The following is a 22,014-nucleotide window of genomic DNA, read 5'->3' as shown; positions in this document are numbered from 1 at the left end:
CAGGGTCAGCGCCCTGACAACTTGAGACTTACTGCGCGGTTTTCAGCTTGATCACATCACCCGAGATCTTGGTGGTGTAACCGTTCAGGACCCAGGCCCAGAACCATTTTTCCTGCACTTGAGTGTTGATCAGCGCGTCGCCGCCTTTGGCCTTGATGGCGGCATCCTGGGCGCGCACGAAGCGGCTGTTCTGGCCGATCGGGATGATGCCGAGCAACATCACGCCGGTGGCGCTGCCTTCACTGTGGCCCAAAACGGTGTATTGGCTGCTGTCGTACTGCGGGGATTTGATGGCGGTGCCGGTGCAGCCTGCGAGGGTGAAACCGAGAACAGCTGCGGCAACTACTTTACTGACGTACTTCACTGTGAAACTCCATGGACTGACCCCCGGGATTCAATTCTCGAGGGGGCACTACTTTAATCCCCACACGGGCAGATTGAAATAAATTACCCGGATGTTTCATTTTCAGGCCTGCACGTAAAACGCGCCGTAGGACGTACGCGGGTCAGGATCTGGATTTCCAGAGTTCACCGCCGGGCATACGGGTAATGTGGGAGCTGGCCCACCGCAATCGCAGGCAAGCCAGCTCCCACCTGTTTAACCGCGTTCAGTCAGTCAGAGGTGCAGCCACGCCAGACTACCCAGCACCACTGCCACACCACCTGCGGTATAAGACATACGCTTGAGCCACTCCTTGCGCGTCAGCAACGTAATCGCCGCCAACGAAATTGCGATCTGAATCGCGGTCATCGCCTGCGCCCAGCGGTGATGCTGGTGCAGCGCCTCTTCGGATTTCTGATCCCATTCCTTGGATGTCGCCTCAAGCTTCTCGGCCTGTTTGCGCACCTCTTCCTTCTGGCCCTTGTAGCGCTCGATCTCGTCCTTGTAATGCGCGGCATCCACACCCGGAATATGCGTGGCCAGCTCCGCCAGGTTCTGGCGGCTGGATTTGGCCTGGTAGTAGTTCCACTGGTTGGCGGCTTCGGTCTTGATGATGGCGGCGTTGTTCTTGTCCATCGCTGCTTCGCTCTCGGTGGAGCCGGCCTGGTAGCTGAGCATGGCACCCAGGGTGGCCATCAATGCGGTCATTACGGCGATGCGGCTGGCGAAATTGTCACCGCGCCCGTGCGCATGTTCGGTGGTGTGTTCAAGGTGTTTTTCGTGGGGGCTGGGGACTTCGAAGGCTTCGGACATGGGGGCGTCTATGAAGGGACTGAGGGAGTCTGATTCTTTACCAGTGAAGCTGTCTCAAGCCTGTACGTAACGCTGCAAACCCTGCACCAGCGCATCGAATGTCACGCGGCAGCGCGAGCTGTTGCGCAGGTCTTCGTGCATGGTCACCCAGGTGTCCAGTTTGAGCGCAAAGCCATCGGGCAGTACCCGACGCAAACGCGGGTCGCGCTCGGCCAGTTTTACCTGGCAGCCGCCGATACCGGCACCGGCGCGGATCAGCGCCAATTGCGCCAGGTCGCTGTCGCTGCTGATGGCGAAGGCGCTGCGTTCAAAGCCCTTGATGGCCAGGCTGCGGATAAACGCGTTTTCCTGATCGAAACCGATGACGCAATGGTTGACCAGATCCTGCATGTGCAGAGGCATGCCATGCCGTTGCAGGTAATCGTCGCGGGCGTGCAAGCCGACCTCAATCAGGCCGACGCGCTGCGCCAGCAGTTGCGCCTGACTGGGGCGGACCATGCGCACGGCGATGTCGGCTTCCAGTTGCAGCAGGTCGCTGAGGCGGTTGGTCAGCACCAGCTCAACCCGCAGGCGTGGGTGTTGGCGGCGCAGCTGGGTGATGATCGGCGGCAGCACTTCCACGCCGACCACTTCGCTGGCGGACACCCTCACCACGCCGCGCACTTCATCGCCGTGGGCAGACGCGGCCCGCTCCAGGGCGGCGGCGGTGCGTTCCATGGTTTCGGCATGGGCGCGCAAGGTGTGGGCCACGGCCGTCGGCAGCAACCCGGTAGGCGAGCGGGTGAACAGCACCACGCCCAGCTCGGATTCCAGCGCAGCGATGTGCCGGCCCACTGTAGGCTGTGTGATACCGAGCTGCCGCGCAGCACCCGATAACGATCCCTCCTTGAGTACGCCGAGGAACGACCGGTAAAGCTCCCATCCAATTGTCGATGCCATGCATAAATGTATAGCGGCTGGATGGTCTTCGGCAATTTATCTATAGCAAGGCCGCACACACACTGGCCTCACCAACCCGTGTAGGAGAAGGTGATGAGCAAGGTTCTGGTGCTGGGTGCAACCGGCGGGATCGGCGGTGAAGTGGCGCGGCAACTGCACGCGTCTGGCTGGGAGGTGTGTGCGCTGACGCGGGATGTGGGCAAGGCCCGCCGGGCGAATGCCGACTTCTCCTGGGTCGAGGGCGACGCGCTCAACCGTGATGAGGTACGCGCCGCCGCCCGTGGTTGTGCGGTGATCGTGCATGCCGTCAACCCTCCGGGTTATCGCCATTGGGCTGAGCTGGTCATACCGATGATCGACAACAGCATTGCGGCGGCCATCGCCGAGGGCGCGACGATTGTGTTGCCGGGCACGGTCTACAACTTCGGGCCGGATGTGTTTCCGGTGCTGTATGAGGATTCGCCGCAGCACCCGCGAACGCGCAAGGGGGCTATTCGCGTACAACTGGAGCAGCGTCTGGAACAGGCGTCCCGCCGTGGCGCCCGTGTGCTGATTGTGCGCGCCGGGGATTTTTTCGGCGCGCGGGTGGCCAACAACTGGTTTGCCCAAGGCTTGATCAAACCCGGCAAACCGGTACACGCCGTGAGCTATCCGGGCGCGCCGGGTGTGGCGCACCAATGGGCTTATCTGCCGGACGTGGCGCGCACCATGGTCGAGCTGCTTGAACGCCGGTCAACCCTGGAGGCTTTTGCGCGCTTTCACATGGCCGGGCATATGGACACGGACGGCACGCAGATGACCCAGGCGATACAACAGGTGGTGCTGCGCAGGACCGGCCAGCAACCACGCGCAGGTCGTTTCCCATGGTGGTTGCTGAAAGTGGCTGCGCCCTTTGCCGTCACCCTTCGCGAGATGCAGGAGATGCGTTACCTGTGGCAAACCCCGTTGCGTCTGGACAACACGCGGTTGGTCGCGGCTTTGGGGCGCGAGCCGCACACGCCGCTGGAGCAGGCGGTGGAAGCTACATTGCTCGGTCTGGGTTGTTTGCCTGACGCCGTCTGATCAAGCGCACATACACCGCGATATTCACCAGCAGCACCACGGCGCCCAGCCCCAGCTGAATCTGTGGGGTCAGCCCGGCCGGGTAGATCAGTGCAAGGAGGTAATGCTCGATAAAACCGCCGCCATAACCGTCCTGCCCGGCGAGGTGACGCAGCAGGTTCTCCCAGCGGGTCAGCGGGCAGGGCAGATGGAACACTTCCACCGCCACGCCCCAGGTCGCAGCGGGCAGGTGCAGCCACATGACTGGCCGCCACTTGAGCGCCAGCAAGCCGCCAAACAGCACGAACAGGATAAAACACAGGTGGAACAGTACGAGGCTGTCGGCGGCAATGCGATAGAGCATGAAGAGGTTCGCTTTTATCAGGGCTGGCGTTGAGTTTGCAGGTAGTCGATAAACACGCGCAGTTTTTTTGGCGTGTTGCTGCGGTTGAAGTCATACAAGTACAGCGCACTGTGGGCACCTTGAATAGCGCCGCAGGGTGGAGGGCCGCCAAGGTTGCTTACCTACGCTGTAGGCCGCTATTGTGCTGAATCCTTTTAGTCCTTCCCCCAAGGTTCTGTTGCGATGAATGTACCGCGTACCGCAGTCGGTCCCATCAAGGCCGTGATTTTCGATATGGACGGGTTGTTGCTGGATACCGAAGGCATCTACACCGAAGTCACACAGATCATCGCCGAACGCTACGGCCGCACCTACGATTGGGGCATCAAGCAGCATATCATCGGCCGAGGCGCTCAGGACCTGGCCGAATATGTGGTGAAGGCACTGGACTTGCCGATCACACCGGCGGAGTTTCTGCAGATTCGCGAGCCTTTGATGAGCGAGCGTTTCCCCAAAGCCCTGGGCATGCCCGGTGCCGAAGCGCTGGTGCGGCACTTGAAGGCGCACGACATCCCGATTGCCGTGGGCACCAGTTCCTCGCGCCATTCGTTTGGCCACAAGACCACCTTGCACCGTGAGTGGTTTGGCTTGTTCGGCACTATCGTCACCGCCGATGACCCTGAAGTGGGGGCCGCCAAACCCGCGCCGGATATCTTCCTCACCGCCGCACGCCGCTTGGGTGTTGCGCCCGAGGATTGCCTGGTGTTCGAAGACTCGCCGTTTGGCGTGACCGCCGCCAAGGCCGCCCACATGACCGCCATCGCCGTGCCCGATGAAGCCATGGCCGACAGCAAGTACCAGCATGCCGACCAGATCATCCGCAAGCTGGCGGACTTTGACCTGGCGGCCTACGGCTTGCCACCGATGTCCTGACCCAACACGCTCAAAAAATGTGGGAGCTGGCTTGCCTGCGATAGCAATTTTGAGGACGCCATCGCAGCGATGCGGCGACCCGACAAGCCAGCTCCCACATTGGGTTTTGCGGTGCGGCAGAGGTTTTAAGCGCTGAAACCACCATCGATGGTCAGGCTCGCACCTGTGATGTAGCCCGCTTCCGGGCCGGCCAGGTACGCCACGAAGCTGGCAATCTCCTCCACCTGCCCATACCGCCCGACCGCCATCAACCCCATCAAACTCGCCGCAAACTCACTGTCCGCCGGGTTCATATCGGTATCCACCGGCCCAGGCTGCACATTGTTGATGGTGATGCCACGCGGTCCCAGATCCCGGGCCAGGCCCTTGGTCAGCCCCACCAGCGCCGCCTTGCTCATCGCATACGGCCCGCCACCGCCGAACGGCATGCGCTCGGCATTGGTGCTGCCGATATTGATCACGCGGCCGCCTTCGCCCATGTGTTTGGCCGCCTCCTGAGTGGCGATAAATACACTGCGCACATTGATCGCCAAGGTCTGGTCGAAGTCTTCCAGCGTGAAGTCTTCCAGTGGCGCGATGGCCAGCACGCCGGCGTTGTTCACCAGAATATCCAGGCGCCCAAAGGCTTCGACGGTGGCGTTGACCGCGTTGCGAATTGCCGTGGCATCGGCGCTGTCGGCCTGAATCGCCAAGGCTTTGCCGCCTGCGCTGATCACGCTGTTTTGCAGTTCTTCGGCCTTGGCGGCGGAGCTGACGTAGGTAAAGGCGACGGTTGCACCCTGCGCTGCCAGACGCTTGACGATGGCAGCGCCAATGCCGCGGGAACCGCCCTGGATCAATGCAACTTTGCCGCTGAGGTTGAGTGTGGTCATGTCGATCTCCAAGTAGTTGATGGACCGAGTATCGGCCTCACCCACTCCAGCCGGTAGACCGTGATTGCTATAGTCTGTGTAAACCAAAAGTTTAGAGTGGTCGATATGGAGAGCTTTGGCAGTATCGAATGTTTCGTGCGCAGCGCCGAAGGTGGCAGCTTTGCCGAAGCCGCGCGGCATCTGAGTTTGACCCCGGCGGCAGTCGGTAAAAGCGTCGCCAAGCTGGAAGCGCGCCTGGGTGTTCGGCTGTTTCAGCGCAGCACCCGGCGGCTGACGCTGACCGAAGCCGGCAAGCTGTTCCTCGAAGAAGTCAGCGCCAGCCTCACCACCATCCAGAACGCGGTGGCCAACCTGGCCAGCGCCGAAGGGCGGCCGGTGGGAACCTTGAAAGTCAGCATGGGCACGGTGGTCGGCTGTTTATACATCGTGCCGTTGTTGGGTGAGTTTCTAAAACGCTTCCCGGATATCAGCCCCGACTGGCATTTTGATAATCGCCAGGTTGATCTGATTGGCCAAGGCTTCGACGCGGCATTGGGCGGCGGTTTTGAACTGCCTCAGGGCGTGGTCGCGCGTAAGCTCGCGCCGGCGCATCGAGTGCTGGTGGCCTCACCCGATTATCTGGCGACACGTGCGAGGGTGTTGCAGCCCGACGACCTTGAGCACTGCGAAGGCATTCTGATTCGTTCGCCACAAACCGGCCGCGTGCGGTCCTGGCAACTGACCGGCCGCCACGGCGGGCACGCGCCGCTGAACCTCAAGGCGCGCATGACCATGAGCGATTCCCAGGCGGCCTGCGTCGCGGCAGGTCAAGGGTTGGGCATCGCGCTGGTGAGCATGCCGTTTGCCGTGCCTTGGCTGGCGAGCGGCAAGTTGGTACGCGTACTGCCCGACTGGTACGTCGACGATGGCAACATCTCCATTTACTACGCTGAACACAAACTGCTGCCCGGCAAGACCCGGGCGTTTGTCGACTTCATCATCGAGCAGTTTGCCGAGCAGAAACTGGGGCAAGCATTCAGCGCGATTTGATCAAGGCAATCTACCGACCTGGCCAGCCAATCACTTTCTTCGGCCTCGGCGTCGCATAAGTCCTGATCTTCGAAGTCGACAACCCCAGGCGCACCAGGGATTCGGCAATGGTCACCGCCGCCGTGACGCCATCCACCACCGGCACGCCGGTACGCTGGCGAATCTGCTCATCCAGCCCGGCCATGCCGCCGCAGCCCAGGCAGATGACTTCGGCCTTGTCGTCGCGAATGGCCAGCTCCGCCTCGCGCACGATGGCTTGCATGGCGGCCAGCGGGTTTTCTTCCAGCTCCAGCACCGCCATGCCGCTGGCGCGTACCGAGGCGCAACGTTGATACAGACCTGCGAGCTTCAGGCGGTCTTCAATCAACGGCACGGTGCGGTCCAGGGTAGTCACCACCGAATAGGCATGGCCCAGAAACATCGCCGTGCTGGCCGCCGCTTCGGTGATGTCCACCACCGGTACGTTGAGCAATTCCTGCAAACCTTCACGGCCGTGTTCGCCGTAGCCGGCCTGGATCACCGCATCGAACGGTTGATCGTAGGCCATCACCCGGTCCATCACGGCGATGGCGGCCAGGTAGCTTTCAAAGTTGCCTTCCACGGACTCGGCGCCAAAGAACGGCGTAAGCCCGACGATTTCGGTGCCCGGTGAAGCCACGGCCCGCGCCTGCTGGGCGATGGTCTCGGTGATGGATGCGGTGGTGTTGACGTTGACCACGAGGATGCGCATGGAATGTCCTTGATTAATGACTGACGTTATCGACTGCAATGCTTTCGCCGCTGACATCGGCGTAGAACCCTTGGCGCTTGGCAATCAGCAAGTACAACAGCCCTGCAATACCGGCGCCAAACAGCCAGGAAAACGGTGCCACACTGGCAAAACCCGGCAACAGCGCCAGCAGGATCGCGATGACTGCCGCCGGAATAAACGCCGCGACCGCGCGTAAATTGACCCCACGGCTGTAGTAATAAACGCCATTCGGGTCTTCGCTATACAGCTGCAGTACATCCACCTGGCTTTTACGGATCAGCCAATAATCGACCATGATCACCCCATACAGCGGCCCCAGCAGCGCACCCAGCCCGGAGAGGAAATACACGATCACCAGCGGGCTGTTGTAGAGGTTCCACGGCAGGATCAGCACCGCCACAGTGGCGCTGATCAACCCGGCGCGCCGGAAGTTCAGGTACTTGGGCGCCAGGTTGCTGAGCACAAAGGCCGGCGCGACAAAGTTGGCCATGATGTTCACCGCCACGGTAACGATCAGGAACGCCAGGCAGCCCAGCACGAGGAAGAAGGTATTGGGGATGGCCGCGATGATTTCGGTCGGGCTTTCGATCACCCGGCCATTGAGCTGGAACTGCCCGCCGCAGAGCAACACGGTGATCGCGGCAAACACCAGGATATTCACCGGCAAGCCCCAGAAGTTGCCGACCAGGATGGTCTTGCGGCAGGGCGAGGAGCGCGCGAAATCGCAAAAATTGAGGATCAGCGTGCCGTAGATGCTCAGCCACAGCGCGCCACCGGCAAAAATGTTGCGCCACATCTCGCCGCCGCTCAAAGGCTCGCGGATCGACCAGGCGATATTGCCGCCGACCTGAAAGTACATCCAGCCGGCCAGCGACGCCACGGTCACCAGAATCACCGGCCCGGCGAAGGCTTCATAGCGGCGCACCATTTCCATGCCGTAGGCCAGGATCGCCAGTTGCACAAACCAGATCGTTATAAAACACGCCCAGCCCAGGGTCGACAGGCCGAGAATCGAGTTGTGGTCATAGTCGGCAAATCCTGGATGAATCGCCGACAGCAGCACACGGAAAACCACCGAGGCCAGGTAGGTCTGAATACCAAACCAGGCAATCGCAATCACCGCGCGGATCAACGCCGGGATCTGCGCACCATGGATGCCGAAACTGATACGGCTGATCACCGGAAACGGCACGCCGGTTTTCTGGCCCATAAACCCCGACAAGTTCATGAAGAAATACACCAGTGCCGCGCCGATCCCCAGGGACAACAGGATCTGCCAGCCGCCGAGGCCCAGCGCATACAAGCCGATGGCAAACGAATAGTTGGCGATGTTGTGCACGTCGTTGGTCCACAACGCGAAGATGCTGTAACGCCCCCAGCGTCGGCCTTCGGCTTTGGTGGGCGCCAGGTCCTTGTTGTGCAGGCGTGGGCTGAGCACCAATGGGCCGAGGCTTGCCGCCTCGGGGTTCAGGGAAGAGGAGGGCAGATCCAGTGCGATGTCATTCGAGAGGCTTGTACGCATTCCGGCAGGCTCCGGCGCATCTGCAGGAACAGTGCAGATGGCAAAGTGTATGTATGTTTTGTATTTATTGTATACAAAGCGCTACTCACCTTAAGCCACATGTGTGCCAGTTTCGGGTCTATGAAAATATGGGATAATTTCGTTTTTATAGGTTAGATAAATAACTAGCTGAATTAAAAGAAATATAAATTGACCGATTGAACAGGTATTTATTTTTGACGGGGAGGCGCGCTATTGAAGCGTCGAACAGCGTGCGTAAATGGGTGTTACGTTTTGGTGCGGATGACCCCGGATTGCACACATAAATGGCACTTATGGTTACATTGATGTGTACATTTTTTATAGGCGGTGCAAAACAAAATGTGGGAGCGGACTTGCTCGCGAAGACGGCGTGTCAGTCGACTTATAAGTGACTGATCCACCGCCTTCGCGAGCAAGCCCGCTCCCACACTTTTTTACCGTGTTAGTTCTCAAGCCTTGCTGATGATATTCCCAGCATGCAGCCCACATTCCTTCTGCGTGGCTTCCTCCCACCACCAACGCCCTTCGCGCTCGTGCTGGTTAGGCAATACCGGGCGGGTGCAGGGCTCGCAGCCGATGCTGATAAACCCGCGCTCATGCAGGCTGTTGTAGGGCAGCTCCAGCATGCGGATGTAGCCCCAGACTTCCTCGCTGGTCATCTGCGCCAACGGGTTGAATTTGTACAACGTACGTTCCGGAGTCGAAAACGCCGTATCGATCTCCAGCGCCGCCACCTGGCTGCGAGTGCCGGGGCTCTGGTCACGGCGTTGGCCGGTGGCCCAGGCGTTCACGCCGGACAGCTTGCGGCGCAGCGGTTCGATCTTGCGTATGCCACAGCATTCACCATGGCCGTCTTTGTAGAAGCTGAACAGGCCTTTCTCTTTGACGAAGGGTTCCAGCTTGCTCTGGTCCGGCGAAATCAGCTCGATGTCGATCTTGTAGAAGTCGCGCACCTGCTCGATAAACCGGTAGGTCTCCGGGTGCAGGCGGCCGGTGTCGAGGCTGAACACCTTGACGTTCTTGTTCAGCTTCCAAGCCATATCGACCAGCACCACATCCTCGGCACCGCTGAAGGAAATCCACAGGTCATCGCCGAACTGGCTGAATGCCAGTTTGAGAATGTCCTGGGCGGATTTGTTGGCATAAGTCGCGGCGAGTTCAGCGACGTCGAAGGCTTGGTTCATCAGGACGGTTCCTACAGGTCAGTGGCGCTGAGCGCTCTATAGGGGAGCGATGGTATCAAAATCCGCTCTGCGTTGCGGCGCCGCGCTTGAATCGCTAGAGTTCGGCAGTCCTTTTGCTCGCTCAACTAATAACATCCAATAGGAGTGTCTTGTGGAAATTGCCTGTCTCGACCTGGAAGGGGTGCTGGTCCCGGAAATATGGATCGCCTTCGCCGAAAAAACCGGTATTGAATCCCTGCGGGCCACCACTCGTGACATTCCCGACTACGACGTGCTGATGAAGCAGCGTCTGCGCATTCTTGACGAGCATGGGCTCAAACTTGCCGATATCCAGGAAGTGATCGCCACCCTCAAGCCGCTGGATGGCGCTATCGAGTTCGTCAACTGGCTGCGCGAACGCTTCCAGGTGGTGATTCTGTCGGACACCTTCTACGAATTTTCCCAGCCATTGATGCGCCAGCTCGGTTTCCCGACCTTGCTGTGCCACCGCCTGATCACTGATGAAAATGATCGAGTGGTGAGCTATCAACTGCGTCAGAAAGACCCTAAGCGCCAGTCCGTGCTGGCGTTCAAGACCCTTTACTACCGCGTGATCGCCGCTGGCGATTCCTACAATGACACCACGATGCTGGGTGAAGCTGACCGTGGGATTCTGTTTCATGCGCCGGAAAATGTGATTCGCGAGTTCCCGCAGTTCCCGGCGGTGCACACCTTTGAGGACTTGAAGAAAGAATTTATCAAGGCGTCGAATCGGCAGTTGAGCCTGTAATACACCCAGCGCTGTTGATGGCCCCATCGCAGACAAGCCAGCTCCCACATCACCCGTGGGAGCTGGCTTGCCTGCGATGAGGTCCGTGCGGCCACTGCTTAAACCCCGGCCAGTAACCGCTCATAAGGAATGCTCAAGCCTTCGTGCAGCCGTTTGATCATCGACAGGCTCAGCTTGCGCTTGTGGTTCAGCACCTCTGACACCCGCCCGCTGGTGCCTATGAAGGGCTCCAGATCACGGGCTGTCATGCCAAGCTGTTCCATGCGAAATTTAATCGCTTCCACCGGGTCCGAAGGTGGCATGGGAAAGTGTTCCGCCTCGTACTTCTCGATGAGTACGGCGAGAATTTCCAGCTCGTCACCCTCAGGCGAGCCGATTGGCGCGCCCCAAAGCTGCTCCACACGCGCAAGCGCGGCAGCCAGGTCTTCCTGGGAATGAATAGGTTTGATGTTCATCACACGGTCTCCGCGTTGATCTGGTCATATTGCATATGGGTGCCCACGAAACGCACGAACCCCAGCTGTCGTTGATAGTCGATCGCCATGATCACTCGATACTTGTTGCCGCCCACGTTAAACACCACCCGGCTGCCCTTGAGAATACTCGCCGTTCTAAGCTCTGCCTTGAGTGCCTGTGGCGTTGTGTAAGTGGTCCCCTCCATATGGCGATACAGCTCGACCAGCGGTGTCTTGGCATCGGTATAAGCGGGATGGCTTTCCCAGAATGTCCGTAAGGTCGAGAGAGCGATTATCCGCATCGCTGTATCCTCCCAATTTGGGAGATATTAGGTGGGGTTGGTGTGAGATGCAATCTCGGAATTAATTTCTGACGAATAGGCAGTCGCTTCATGTGATCCTTCACAGGTGGCGGGTGGACGGTCTGAACCGGACGCTATCGGCCCGCTCATACTTCGTCCACAGCCGTTCTGATTCAGGTTTTTTCTGTCGCTGGGCGCCGCGTGCGAGCGCCAGGAAAGGCGGGGTGCTACAGGTTTTCCAACGTGTGTAACAAGACCCGTACTTTGGTCAGCGACTCTTGATACTCCGCCTCCCACTGCGAGTCCGCGACAATTCCGCCGCCGCCCCAGCAGTTCACGTGCCCGTCCTTGACCAGCAGACTGCGGATGGCGATGGAGCTGTCCATTTCGCCGCGTACATCCAGATACACCAGCGAGCCGCAGTACAACCCGCGCCGGGTCGGCTCCAGCTCATCGATGATCTGCATCGCGCGGATCTTCGGCGCGCCGGTGATGGAGCCGCCAGGGAAGCTGCCGGCGATCAGGTCGAGGGCGTCTTTGTCATCGGCCAGCACCCCGGTCACGCTGCTCACCAAGTGGTGCACATTGGGGTAGCTTTCCAGGCTGAACAACTCCGGCACCTTTACCGAGCCGGTGCGGCACGTGCGGCCGAGGTCGTTGCGCAGCAGGTCGACAATCATCAGGTTTTCGGCGCGATCCTTGGGGCTGGCCAGGAGTTCGGCGGCGTTGGCGGCATCCTCTTCCGGCGTCAAACCCCGCGGGCGGGTGCCTTTGATCGGGCGGGTCTCCACCTGGCGTTCGCTGATCTGCACGAAACGTTCCGGCGACAGACTGAGTATCGCGCCGTCATCCGGCAAGCTCTGAAACCCGGAAAACGGTGTAGGGCAGGCCTCACGCAGCGCGCAATACGCGACCCAGGGATCGCCGGCACAGGGCGCGCGAAAACGTTGCGCAAAGTTGACCTGGTAGCAGTCGCCTGCCTGGATGTAGGCCTGAATACGCACGATGGCCTGTCGGTAGGCCTCGGGCGTGAGGTCCGGCGCCATGGGACCGTTCAGCTTGAAGGTGTCAGATGATTCAGCCGTTGGTTGCCCAAACAGGTCGAGCAACCGAAGCCGTTCGCTGTCGGCCAACGCAGGGTGGAATACCAACTGGCTGGTCTGCGCCTGGTGATCGCTGATCAGCGCCCAGGCATACAGGCCGAAGCGCGCATCCGGCAGGTGCAGGTCATCCACGGCCCAATCAGGCAGTTGCTCCAGGTGCCGGCCAAAGTCATAACTCAAGTAGCCAATCAGGCCGCCAGCGAAGGGCAGCGCGTAACCTGTCGGCAGATCCGCTTCGCCCAATTGCGTCAGGTTTGCCCGCAAGCGTTGCAGGAAATCAGCGCCACTTTCGTCAGGCGCTACCGTCAATGTCGCGTGCGGCCAGGCGCTGAGCAGGTCATAACGCCCGCGTTCGGCAGCCGGGCGGCCACTGTCGAGCAGCACTGCGCCAGGGGCATGACGAATCGCCGCAAAGTAGTCGGCGGGGTTGGTCCGGTAGGGCAGCGGGTGTACGGAGCAGGTCGACATTGCAGGGTGGATCAGCTGTTGGCGTGGGGGTGGCGATTGTAGTCCTCTCAAGGGTTTGGTCCTAGAGGGGATGTCGGTGATAGCTGGATAGAGGTGTTGCTTGTCAGAAAGCTATCGCAGGCAAGCCAGCTCCCACATAAGAACGCGATCAACCTGTGGGAGCTGGCTTGCCTGCGATGAGGCGATCAGCCTTCCACCGCAGGAATATGCCCAAACATTTCCTGCACAAACTTCACGCGTTCTTCCGCAGTTTCCGTCACGCCAGCCGCTTTGAGTTCGTCCAGTCGCGCTTCCACCGCGTGGGTACGCAAGGTCAAACCGCAGTCATTGGCGATTTGGATATTCAGCCCCGGCCGCGCATTCAGCTCCAGGATCAACGGGCCTTTTTCCTGGTCCAGCACCATGTCCACGCCGATATAGCCCAGACCGCACAGCTCGTAGCAGCCTGCCGCGAGCTTCATGAACCCGTCCCAGTTGGGCAACTGCACGCCATCCACCGCGTTGGTGGTGTCGGGGTGTTTGGTAATGATGTTGTTCAGCCAGGTGCCGCGCAGGGTCAGGCCGGTGGCGAGGTCCACGCCCACGCCAATCGCGCCCTGGTGCAGGTTGGCCTTGCCGCCGGACTGACGGGTCGGCAGGCGCAGCATGGCCATCACCGGGTAGCCCATCAGCACGATAATGCGGATATCCGGCACGCCTTCGTAGCTGATGCTCTTGAAGATCTGGTCGGGCACCACGCGGTATTCGATCAGTGCGCGGTCGCGGTGGCCGCCCAGGGAATACAAACCGGTGAGGATGCTGGAGATCTGGTGCTCGATTTCTTCATGGCTGATGATCTTGCCGGACACCGTGCGGTAGCGCCCTTCAAACCGGTCGGCCACCACCAGGATGCCATCACCGCCCGCGCCCTGGGCCGGTTTGATCACGAAGTCGCTGCGCCCGCCGATGATTTCGTCGAGCTTGTCGATTTCCTTCTCGGTGGAAATGACCCCGTACATCTCGGGCACATGGATGCCCGCGGCAATCGCCCGTTCCTTGGTGATGATCTTGTCATCCACGATCGGGTACAGGCTGCGCTTGTTGTACTTGAGCACGTAGTCGGCGTTACGCCGGTTGATACCCATGATCCCTCGCGCTTCGAGGGCCTTCCAGGTTTTCCAGAAGCCGAACATTACGAATCAGCCTTGAGGAAGGCCTTGAAACGCACCAGCTCGGTGAGGCGATAGCCGCGATAGCGACCCATGGCCAGCATGAAACCCACCAGGATCAACAGGATGGCCGGGAAGGTGAACACAAAGTAAACCAGCTCCGGCACGCTCATGATGATGTGCGCCAGGGCAGCGGCGAACAGGGTGCCCACGGCCACTTTCAGCGCATGGTTGGCACCGCGTTCTTCCCAGGTGATCGACAGACGCTCGATGGTCATGGTCAGAATCACCATCGGGAACAGCGCCACCGACAGGCCGCGTTCCAGGCCCAGCTTGTGGCTGAACAGGCTGATGGCCGCAATCAGCACCACCACAAAGGTCAGCACCACCGAGAGCCTCGGCAGCATCTGCAATTTCAGGTGTTCCAGGTACGAACGCAGCGAAAGGCCCAGCGCGGTGATGATGGTAAACAGCGCAATGCCGAAGCCCAACTGCGTCTCGCGAAACGCCAGGGCGATCAGTACCGGGGTGAAGGTGCCCAGGGTTTGCAGGCCGATCAGGTTGCGCAGGATCAGAATCACCAGCACGCCGATGGGGATCATCACCATGATCATGAAGGTCTGCTGGGTTTGCAGCGGCAAGCCGTACAACGAGTATTCGAGGAAATTGGCGTCGGTGTTTTCGTCGGTCAGCTTGGCCAGGCGAATCGCGTTCATCTCACTGTTGTTGAGGCTGAAGGTCACCATGGCTTTCTTGCCGCCCTCCACCGAAATCAGGTTTTCATCACCGGTCCACCACAGCAGGCGGTCGGACGGCAGGCCCTGCTCGCCGGTTTCCGGGTTGAAGTACAGCCAGTCATTGCCGTTGAAGCTGCGCAGCCACAGTTCCGGGGTTTGCGGCTGGTCGGCGACCAGCCGGATAGTGTGGACTTTTTCCACCGGCACATGGGCGATCGACAGCAACAGTTCGACGATCTTGGCTTTGTGCGGCGTGGACGGGTCGCCCGCCAGCAGCAGCTTTACATTGTCGTCGTTGAGGTTGTTGGTGCGCTTGATCGCTTCGGTGATAAAGGTCTCGACGTCGGCCGAATGCTGGCGGATCGGCGCCAGCAGGGCTTCGGCGGCGATTTTTTCCGGGCCTTCGACGGCGATGCTGTCGCGGAAGGTCGGGCCTTTGACCTTGACCTTTTCGCCGCTGTAACGCTTGGTCAGCACCAGGCGGTAATACAACGTCTGGTTGCCCTTGGCGCGGCGCGCCGACCAGGTGACCTTGCGGTTGCCGTCGGCGCGGTTGACGCTCACGCCGTAATTATTGGAAATAAAACTCTCGTTAAGGCTGACGAAGTCGCGGCTCAGGGGCGGCACGAACATCGAAATTTTCACCGGGTCCTTGGGGTTGGCGACGAATTCGACCTTGGCGTCGATGTTCCACAAGTCGTCGGTGGCGTCTTCGGTGACGGGGATGCCCAGCACGAAAATCTGGTAAGCGGTGACCGAAATACCCAATACCACCAGGATGGTGATGAGGATTTTCAGGTGCAGGGTCAGAGAGCGCATTCGGTTTACTCGGCGGTATGAGCGTCGGCGGCGCAGGCGGGTTTGCCCGCTGCGTATTTAAGACTGGGGTCGACCAGCGCATCAAAGCGTTTCAACGCTTCGGAGCCGATCAGCAGCGGGTATTGGAAGGCGCTGCGGTCAGTCAAGTTCACTTCGATGCTGCGTAAAGCGGTGCCCATGCAGATATCCAGGGCAATCACTGGGCGGGCGGTGTAGTTCTTGTCCTCATCGGGGTCGTAGTCACCGGCGCGGCGCTTGATCTTGCTCACGCGGGCCAGAGGACGTTCGATGGGGTGGGAATGGGCGGTGTCGATGGCGAGATAAAAGCGAACCCAGGATTCGCCGTTGCGCTTGAAGCGCTTGATATCGCGGGCGCTCAACGAGGCGGTCTTGGCGCCGGTGTCGAGTTTGGCGGCCACTTCCAGGTCGATGCCGGCCAATTTGGCGTATTCATTCAGGCCATACACGGTCTTCTCGGCGGCAACGCCAAGGCCAGGTATGCACAGTAGACAAATAAGAAGGAAGGGCTTGAGTCTCATAGATCCTGACGCGGTGCAGTGCGATGTTCAATTCAAGGCGACTGGCATTGCTGCGCAAACTCCCTCGTGCGCCGTTTCATCAAGTGATGTCAGGCAAAAGCGGCGGGCATTCTAACATGATGCTTTTCCGGCGCCAGCGCTGGCAGGCGGCCATGCCCTGTGAAGGTGCGGCAAGGGTTATTAGACGATTGTCGACAATGTGTATTTATTCTTTGACTAACAGGGCTTGATTGGCTAGTTTTTGCGGCATTGCTTTTAAAGGTGTCGACAATATGCTGGATCAACTGGAAACGCCGATGGTGGCGCAAGACGATTCCCAGACCATGTCCGAGAACGTTTTCCGGCGCATCCAGGCCGCCATCGTCAAAGGCGAGATCGCTCCCGGCAGCAAAATCTCCGAACCGGAGCTGGCGCGCACCTACGGCATCAGCCGTGGCCCTTTGCGTGAGGCTATCCACCGCCTCGAAGGCCAGCGCCTGCTGGTGCGCGTACCTCACGTCGGCGCCAGAGTGGTGTCCTTGAGCCATGCCGAGCTGATCGAGCTGTATGAAATCCGCGAATCCCTGGAAGGCATGGCTTGCCGCCTGGCGGCCGAGCGCATGACCGACGCGGAAATCGAAGAGCTGCGCCAGGTGTTGCACACCCATGAGCGCGACGAAGCGTTCCAGGCGGGCCTGGGCTACTACCAGCAGGAGGGCGACTTCGATTTTCATTACCGGATAATTCAAGGCGCCGGTAACCGCACCCTTACCCAAATGCTCTGCGGCGAGCTGTACCAGTTGGTGCGCATGTACCGCATCCAGTTTTCCGCCACCCCTAATCGTCCACGCCAGGCTTTTGCCGAGCATCACCGCATTCTTGACGCGATTGCCGATCGCGACGGTGAACTGGCCGAGTTGTTGATGCGCCGCCATATCGGCGCTTCCAAACGCAATATTGCCCGTCACTTCCCGGACGGCGCTCCTTCATCACGAGGTGAGTCATGAGTTCCAACAATAAAACCACTCCAGGCCAGCGTTTTCGTGACGCCGTTGCCAGCGAACAGCCCTTGCAGGTGGTCGGTGCCATCAACGCCAACCACGCGCTGCTGGCCAAGCGCGCCGGTTTCAAGGCGATTTATCTGTCAGGCGGCGGCGTTGCCGCCGGTTCCCTGGGCGTGCCGGACTTGGGCATCACCGGCCTGGATGACGTTCTCACCGACGTACGCCGCATCACCGACGTGTGCGACCTGCCGCTGCTGGTCGACGTCGACACCGGTTTCGGCTCCTCGGCGTTCAACGTGGCGCGCACCGTCAAGTCGATGATCAAGTTCGGCGCCGCCGCCATCCACATCGAAGACCAGGTCGGCGCCAAGCGTTGCGGGCATCGCCCGAACAAAGAAATCGTGTCCCAACAGGAAATGGTCGACCGCATCAAGGCCGCCGTGGACGCACGCACCGACGACAGCTTCGTGATCATGGCGCGCACCGACGCGCTGGCGGTTGAAGGCTTGGAGTCGGCGCTGGAGCGTGCCGCCGCCTGCATCGAAGCCGGCGCCGACATGGTGTTCCCGGAAGCCATCACTGAGCTTGAGATGTACAAGCTCTTTGCGTCAAAGGTAAAGGCCCCGATCCTGGCTAACATTACCGAGTTCGGTGCAACCCCTCTCTATACAGTCGATCAACTGAAATCTGCCGATGTTTCCATCGTGCTGTACCCGCTCTCGGCTTTCCGCGCCATGAACAAGGCCGCCGAGAACGTCTACACCGCGATCCGTCGCGACGGTACGCAACAGAACGTGATCGACACCATGCAAACCCGCATGGAGCTTTACGATCGCATCGACTACCACACCTTCGAGCAGAAGCTCGACGCGCTGTTCGCCGCGAAAAAGTAACGAACGCGCCTCCCTGAATAACTACAAAATTGGAGAAGAACCATGGCTGAAGCAAAAGTACTGAGTGGCGCCGGCCTGCGTGGCCAGGTGGCCGGGCAGACCGCACTGTCCACCGTCGGCCAGGCCGGTGCCGGCTTGACCTATCGCGGCTACGACGTGCGCGAACTGGCCGCCGATGCGCAATTTGAAGAAGTCGCCTACCTGCTGCTCTACGGCCAATTGCCGAGCAAAACCGAATTGGCCGCCTACAGCGCCAAACTCAGCAAACTGCGCGACCTGCCGCAAGCGCTTAAGGAAGTGCTGGAACGCATCCCCGCCGACGCCCACCCGATGGACGTGATGCGCACCGGTTGCTCGTTTCTGGGCAATATCGAGCCCGAGAAAGACTTCAGCGCCCAGCACGATGTCACCGACCGCCTGCTCGCCGCTTTCCCGGCGATCATGTGCTACTGGTATCGCTTCAGCCACGACGGCAAGAAGATTGACTGCGTGACCGACGAGCCAAGCATCGGCGGCCACTTCCTGCACCTGCTGCATGGCAAGAAGCCCAGCGAGTTGCACGAGAAGGTCATGAACGTGTCGCTGATCCTCTACGCCGAGCACGAATTCAACGCCTCGACCTTCACCGCCCGCGTGTGCGCTTCAACCTTGTCCGACCTGTATTCCTGCGTGACCGCCGCCATCGGCTCGCTGCGCGGCCCGTTGCACGGCGGCGCCAACGAAGCGGCGATGGAGATGATCGAGCGTTTCGGCTCGGCCGAAGAAGCCGTCGAAGGCACCCTCGGCATGCTGGCGCGCAAAGACAAGATCATGGGGTTTGGCCACGCGATCTATAAAGACAGCGACCCGCGCAATGAAGTGATCAAGGGCTGGGCGAAAAAGCTCGCCGATGAGGTGGGCGACAAGGTGTTGTTCCCGGTCTCGGAGGCTATCGACAAAACCATGTGGGAGCAGAAGAAGTTGTTCCCCAACGCCGACTTCTACCATGCCTCGGCGTACCACTTCATGGGCATCCCGACCAAGCTGTTCACACCGATCTTCGTGTGCTCGCGCCTGACCGGCTGGGCCGCGCATGTGTTCGAGCAGCGCGCCAATAACCGCATCATCCGTCCAAGTGCCGAGTACATCGGCGTTGAGCAGCGCAAGTTCGTGCCAATCGAACGTCGCTGAGTGAAGAGCCTGGCGATCCTGAAGTGGTAACCGAATCAAAAATGTGGGAGCGGGCTTGCTCGCGAATACGGTGTGTCATTCAACACATCCGGCGACTGTTCCACCGCTTTCGCGAGCAAGCCCGCTCCCACATTTTGATCGCATTCCACCTCGGAGTCAGTCGGCACCTTGTGAACCTACCGTGACCGAGTCCTGACGATGAACACTGAATTTCGCAAACCGCTGCCCGGCAGCCGCCTGGATTTCTTCGACGCCCGCGCGGCTGTCGAGGCAATCACCCCCGGCGCCTACGCCACCTTGCCGTACACCTCGCGCGTGCTCGCCGAAAACCTGGTACGCCGCTGCGACCCGGCCACCCTCAACGCTTCCCTGAGCCAACTGATCGAACGCAAGCGCGACCTCGATTTTCCGTGGTTCCCGGCGCGTGTGGTGTGCCATGACATCCTCGGCCAGACTGCGCTGGTCGACCTCGCCGGCCTGCGCGATGCCATTGCCCTGCAAGGCGGTGACCCGGCGCAGGTCAACCCGGTGGTGCCGACCCAACTGATCGTCGACCACTCCCTGGCCGTCGAAGCCGGTGGTTTTGACCCCCAGGCCTTCGAGAAAAACCGCGCCATCGAAGACCGTCGCAACGAAGACCGTTTCCACTTTATCGAGTGGACCAAAAAGGCCTTCAAGAACGTCGACGTGATCCCGCCGGGCAACGGCATCATGCACCAGATCAACCTGGAGAAAATGTCTCCGGTGATCCAGGTGCGCGACGGCGTGGCCTTCCCCGACACCTGTGTCGGCACCGACAGCCATACCCCGCACGTAGACGCCTTGGGCGTGATCGCCATCGGCGTCGGCGGCCTTGAAGCCGAGAGCGTGATGCTCGGCCGCGCCTCGTGGATGCGCCTGCCGGAAAGCGTCGGCGTGGAGCTGACGGGCAAGCTGCAACCGGGCATCACCGCCACCGACATGGTGCTGGCGCTGACAGAGTTTCTGCGCAAACAGAAAGTCGTGGGTGCCTGGCTGGAGTTCTTCGGCGAAGGCGCTTCGGCACTCACCCTGGGCGACCGCGCGACCATCTCCAACATGGCCCCGGAATACGGCGCTACCGCCGCGATGTTCTACATCGACCAGCAAACCATTGCCTACCTGAAACTCACCGGCCGTGAAGACGAACAGGTCACGTTGGTCGAGCAATACGCCCGCCACACCGGCCTGTGGGCCGATGACCTCAAGGGCGCGCAATACGAGCGCGGCTTGACCTTCGACCTGTCCAGCGTCGTGCGTAACATGGCCGGCCCGAGCAACCCGCATGCGCGCGTGGCGACCAGTGATCTGGCGTCCAAGGGCATCTCCGGCCAGTGGGATGAAGTGCCGGGGCAAATGCCCGACGGCGCGGTGATCATCGCCGCCATTACCAGCTGCACCAACACCAGCAACCCGCGCAACGTGATTGCCGCAGGCTTGCTGGCACGTAATGCCAACCAGCTTGGGCTGACGCGCAAACCGTGGGTCAAATCCTCGCTGGCGCCGGGCTCGAAAACCGTGGCCATGTACCTGGAAGAAGCCGGCCTGGGCCATGAGCTGGACAAGCTCGGCTTCGGCGTGGTGGCGTTTGCCTGCACCACCTGCAACGGCATGTCCGGTGCGCTCGACCCGCTGATCCAGCAAGAAATCATCGACCGCGACCTGTACGCCACGGCCGTTTTGTCGGGTAACCGCAACTTCGACGGGCGTATTCACCCGTATGCCAAGCAAGCGTTCCTGGCTTCGCCGCCGTTGGTGGTGGCCTATGCGATTGCCGGTACCATCCGCTTCGACATCGAAAAGGACGTGCTGGGCCTGGATGCCGACGGCAAGGAAATCCGCCTGAAAGACATCTGGCCAAGCGACGAAGAAATCGACGCCGTGGTCAAGGCCTCGGTCAAGCCGGAGCAGTTCCGCGCCGTCTATATCCCGATGTTCGCGATCCACGAAGACACCGGCCCCAAAGTCGCGCCGCTGTACGACTGGCGCCCGCAAAGTACCTATATCCGTCGCCCACCGTACTGGGAAGGTGCGTTGGCCGGTGCGCGGCCGCTCAAGGGCATGCGCCCGCTGGCGGTACTGCCGGACAACATCACCACCGACCACCTCTCGCCGTCCAACGCGATCATGCCGGGCAGCGCCGCCGGTGAATACCTGGCGAAAATGGGCCTGCCGGAGGTCGACTTCAACTCTTACGCGACCCATCGCGGCGACCACTTGACCGCGCAGCGCGCAACCTTCGCCAACCCGAAGCTGTTCAACGAAATGGTCGTGGAAAACGGCAAGGTCAAGCAGGGTTCCCTGGCGCGTGTCGAGCCGGAAGGCCAGGTCACGCGGATGTGGGAGGCCATCGAAACCTACATGGAGCGCAAGCAGCCGCTGATCATCATCGCCGGCGCCGATTACGGCCAGGGCTCGTCCCGCGACTGGGCGGCCAAGGGCGTGCGCCTGGCCGGGGTGGAGGCGATTGCCGCCGAAGGGTTCGAGCGCATCCACCGCACCAACCTTGTGGGCATGGGCGTGTTGCCGCTGGAATTTTTGCCGGGCACCGACCGCCACACACTGAAGATCGACGGCAGCGAAACCTATGACGTGGTCGGCCAGCGTACGCCGCGTGCGCAGCTGACGCTGGTGATCAACCGCAAGAATGGCGAACGTGTCGAAGTGCCGGTGACGTGCCGCCTGGACACCGCCGAAGAAGTGTCGATCTACGAGGCGGGCGGCGTATTGCAACGTTTTGCCCAGGACTTCCTGGAATCGGCGGCGACCGCTTGAGGGGA

The 22,014-nt window shown here is 60.5% G+C and carries 22 protein-coding genes; 8 read left to right on the top strand and 14 right to left on the bottom strand.

Annotation, left to right across the window (positions count from 1 at the left end; translation table 11 throughout):
• Positions 1–28 precede the first annotated feature (28 nt).
• From BFP92_RS13875 to BFP92_RS13865, 3 genes are all read right to left on the bottom strand, one after another.
• The gene (locus BFP92_RS13875) at positions 29–364 is read right to left on the bottom strand and encodes a hypothetical protein (protein WP_056861597.1); all 336 of its coding nucleotides are present in this window, start codon (positions 362–364) and stop codon (positions 29–31) included.
• Between the two features lie 252 nt (positions 365–616).
• Positions 617–1,195 (bottom strand): DUF4337 domain-containing protein, encoded by a 579-nt coding sequence (locus BFP92_RS13870; protein WP_065929911.1) that lies wholly within the window; start codon positions 1,193–1,195, stop codon positions 617–619.
• A gap of 54 nt (positions 1,196–1,249) precedes the next feature.
• The gene (locus BFP92_RS13865; protein WP_065929910.1) at positions 1,250–2,134 is read right to left on the bottom strand and encodes a LysR family transcriptional regulator; all 885 of its coding nucleotides are present in this window, start codon (positions 2,132–2,134) and stop codon (positions 1,250–1,252) included.
• Positions 2,135–2,227: 93 nt separating this feature from the next.
• Here BFP92_RS13865 and BFP92_RS13860 point away from each other — a divergent pair, with 93 nt between their 5' ends.
• The gene (locus BFP92_RS13860) at positions 2,228–3,196 is read left to right on the top strand and encodes an NAD-dependent epimerase/dehydratase family protein (RefSeq protein ID WP_065929909.1); all 969 of its coding nucleotides are present in this window, start codon (positions 2,228–2,230) and stop codon (positions 3,194–3,196) included.
• Here the strand turns inward: BFP92_RS13860 and BFP92_RS13855 are convergent.
• Positions 3,156–3,539: a DUF2784 domain-containing protein gene (locus BFP92_RS13855; RefSeq protein ID WP_065929908.1), complete on the bottom strand. Its 384-nt coding sequence runs from the start codon at positions 3,537–3,539 to the stop codon at positions 3,156–3,158. The genes BFP92_RS13860 and BFP92_RS13855 overlap by 41 nt on opposite strands.
• Positions 3,540–3,761: 222 nt before the next feature.
• On the opposite strand from BFP92_RS13855, the gene BFP92_RS13850 reads away from it, so the two are divergent.
• Entirely contained in the window at positions 3,762–4,451 is a 690-nt protein-coding gene (locus tag BFP92_RS13850) for an HAD-IA family hydrolase (protein WP_065929907.1), read from the top strand.
• A 125-nt stretch (positions 4,452–4,576) separates the two neighbouring features.
• Here BFP92_RS13850 and BFP92_RS13845 read toward each other — a convergent pair whose 3' ends face one another.
• The gene (locus BFP92_RS13845) at positions 4,577–5,323 is read right to left on the bottom strand and encodes a 3-oxoacyl-ACP reductase family protein (RefSeq protein WP_065929906.1); all 747 of its coding nucleotides are present in this window, start codon (positions 5,321–5,323) and stop codon (positions 4,577–4,579) included.
• 105 nt (positions 5,324–5,428) lie between these two features.
• On the opposite strand from BFP92_RS13845, the gene BFP92_RS13840 reads away from it, so the two are divergent.
• The gene (locus BFP92_RS13840) at positions 5,429–6,352 is read left to right on the top strand and encodes a LysR family transcriptional regulator (RefSeq protein ID WP_065929905.1); all 924 of its coding nucleotides are present in this window, start codon (positions 5,429–5,431) and stop codon (positions 6,350–6,352) included.
• A 10-nt stretch (positions 6,353–6,362) separates the two neighbouring features.
• On the opposite strand, the gene BFP92_RS13835 is transcribed toward BFP92_RS13840, so the two are convergent.
• From BFP92_RS13835 to BFP92_RS13825, 3 genes are all read right to left on the bottom strand, one after another.
• A complete protein-coding gene (locus tag BFP92_RS13835) occupies positions 6,363–7,082 on the bottom strand; it encodes an aspartate/glutamate racemase family protein (protein WP_065929904.1) in 720 nt (239 codons plus the stop codon).
• A gap of 13 nt (positions 7,083–7,095) precedes the next feature.
• Positions 7,096–8,625, bottom strand: coding sequence for an NCS1 family nucleobase:cation symporter-1 (locus BFP92_RS13830; protein WP_065929903.1), 1,530 nt, complete (start codon positions 8,623–8,625; stop codon positions 7,096–7,098).
• Positions 8,626–9,095: 470 nt separating this feature from the next.
• A complete protein-coding gene (locus BFP92_RS13825; RefSeq protein ID WP_065929902.1) occupies positions 9,096–9,830 on the bottom strand; it encodes a phosphoadenylyl-sulfate reductase in 735 nt (244 codons plus the stop codon).
• Between the two features lie 151 nt (positions 9,831–9,981).
• On the opposite strand from BFP92_RS13825, the gene thrH reads away from it, so the two are divergent.
• Positions 9,982–10,599, top strand: a complete 618-nt coding sequence (gene thrH, locus BFP92_RS13820) for a bifunctional phosphoserine phosphatase/homoserine phosphotransferase ThrH (protein WP_065929901.1) — start codon at positions 9,982–9,984, stop codon at positions 10,597–10,599.
• 98 nt (positions 10,600–10,697) lie between these two features.
• Here the strand turns inward: thrH and BFP92_RS13815 are convergent, their stop codons facing one another.
• The 6 genes from BFP92_RS13815 to BFP92_RS13790 all read right to left on the bottom strand — a co-directional run bounded on the left by BFP92_RS13815 (position 10,698) and on the right by BFP92_RS13790 (position 16,170).
• Positions 10,698–11,054, bottom strand: coding sequence for a helix-turn-helix domain-containing protein (locus BFP92_RS13815; RefSeq protein WP_065929900.1), 357 nt, complete (start codon positions 11,052–11,054; stop codon positions 10,698–10,700).
• Positions 11,054–11,356, bottom strand: coding sequence for a type II toxin-antitoxin system HigB family toxin (locus BFP92_RS13810; protein ID WP_065929899.1), 303 nt, complete (start codon positions 11,354–11,356; stop codon positions 11,054–11,056). Before BFP92_RS13810 ends, BFP92_RS13815 begins: the two co-directional genes overlap by 1 nt.
• A 227-nt stretch (positions 11,357–11,583) precedes the next feature.
• Entirely contained in the window at positions 11,584–12,927 is a 1,344-nt protein-coding gene (pabB, locus tag BFP92_RS13805; RefSeq protein WP_065929898.1) for an aminodeoxychorismate synthase component I, read from the bottom strand.
• Between the two features lie 185 nt (positions 12,928–13,112).
• A complete protein-coding gene (locus BFP92_RS13800) occupies positions 13,113–14,099 on the bottom strand; it encodes an alpha-L-glutamate ligase-like protein (protein ID WP_065929897.1) in 987 nt (328 codons plus the stop codon).
• On the bottom strand, positions 14,099–15,631 hold the full coding sequence (locus tag BFP92_RS13795; protein WP_065929896.1) for an osmotic stress tolerance membrane protein RloB: 1,533 nt from the start codon (positions 15,629–15,631) through the stop codon (positions 14,099–14,101). Before BFP92_RS13795 ends, BFP92_RS13800 begins: the two co-directional genes overlap by 1 nt.
• Before the next feature lie 5 nt (positions 15,632–15,636).
• Positions 15,637–16,170 (bottom strand): retropepsin-like aspartic peptidase RloA, encoded by a 534-nt coding sequence (locus BFP92_RS13790; protein ID WP_058422048.1) that lies wholly within the window; start codon positions 16,168–16,170, stop codon positions 15,637–15,639.
• 272 nt (positions 16,171–16,442) lie between these two features.
• Between BFP92_RS13790 and BFP92_RS13785 the strand changes: the two genes are divergently transcribed.
• The 4 genes from BFP92_RS13785 (at position 16,443) to acnD (ending at position 22,009) form a co-directional block, all read left to right on the top strand.
• Complete coding sequence (locus tag BFP92_RS13785) at positions 16,443–17,156, top strand: GntR family transcriptional regulator (RefSeq protein ID WP_065929895.1); 714 nt, start codon at positions 16,443–16,445, stop codon at positions 17,154–17,156.
• Positions 17,153–18,046 (top strand): methylisocitrate lyase, encoded by an 894-nt coding sequence (prpB, locus tag BFP92_RS13780; protein WP_017134742.1) that lies wholly within the window; start codon positions 17,153–17,155, stop codon positions 18,044–18,046. The genes BFP92_RS13785 and prpB overlap by 4 nt, the downstream gene beginning before the upstream one ends.
• Before the next feature lie 42 nt (positions 18,047–18,088).
• The gene (gene prpC, locus BFP92_RS13775; RefSeq protein ID WP_065929894.1) at positions 18,089–19,216 is read left to right on the top strand and encodes a bifunctional 2-methylcitrate synthase/citrate synthase; all 1,128 of its coding nucleotides are present in this window, start codon (positions 18,089–18,091) and stop codon (positions 19,214–19,216) included.
• A gap of 198 nt (positions 19,217–19,414) precedes the next feature.
• Positions 19,415–22,009, top strand: a complete 2,595-nt coding sequence (gene acnD, locus BFP92_RS13770; protein WP_065929893.1) for a Fe/S-dependent 2-methylisocitrate dehydratase AcnD — start codon at positions 19,415–19,417, stop codon at positions 22,007–22,009.
• The last annotated feature ends 5 nt before the right edge of the window (positions 22,010–22,014 follow it).

Source organism: Pseudomonas sp. 58 R 3, from assembly GCF_900006605.1.
GTDB lineage: Bacteria > Pseudomonadota > Gammaproteobacteria > Pseudomonadales > Pseudomonadaceae > Aquipseudomonas > Aquipseudomonas salomonii.
Note: the sequence above shows the minus strand (reverse complement) of the source record. Positions and strands in the feature narration are given on the sequence as shown.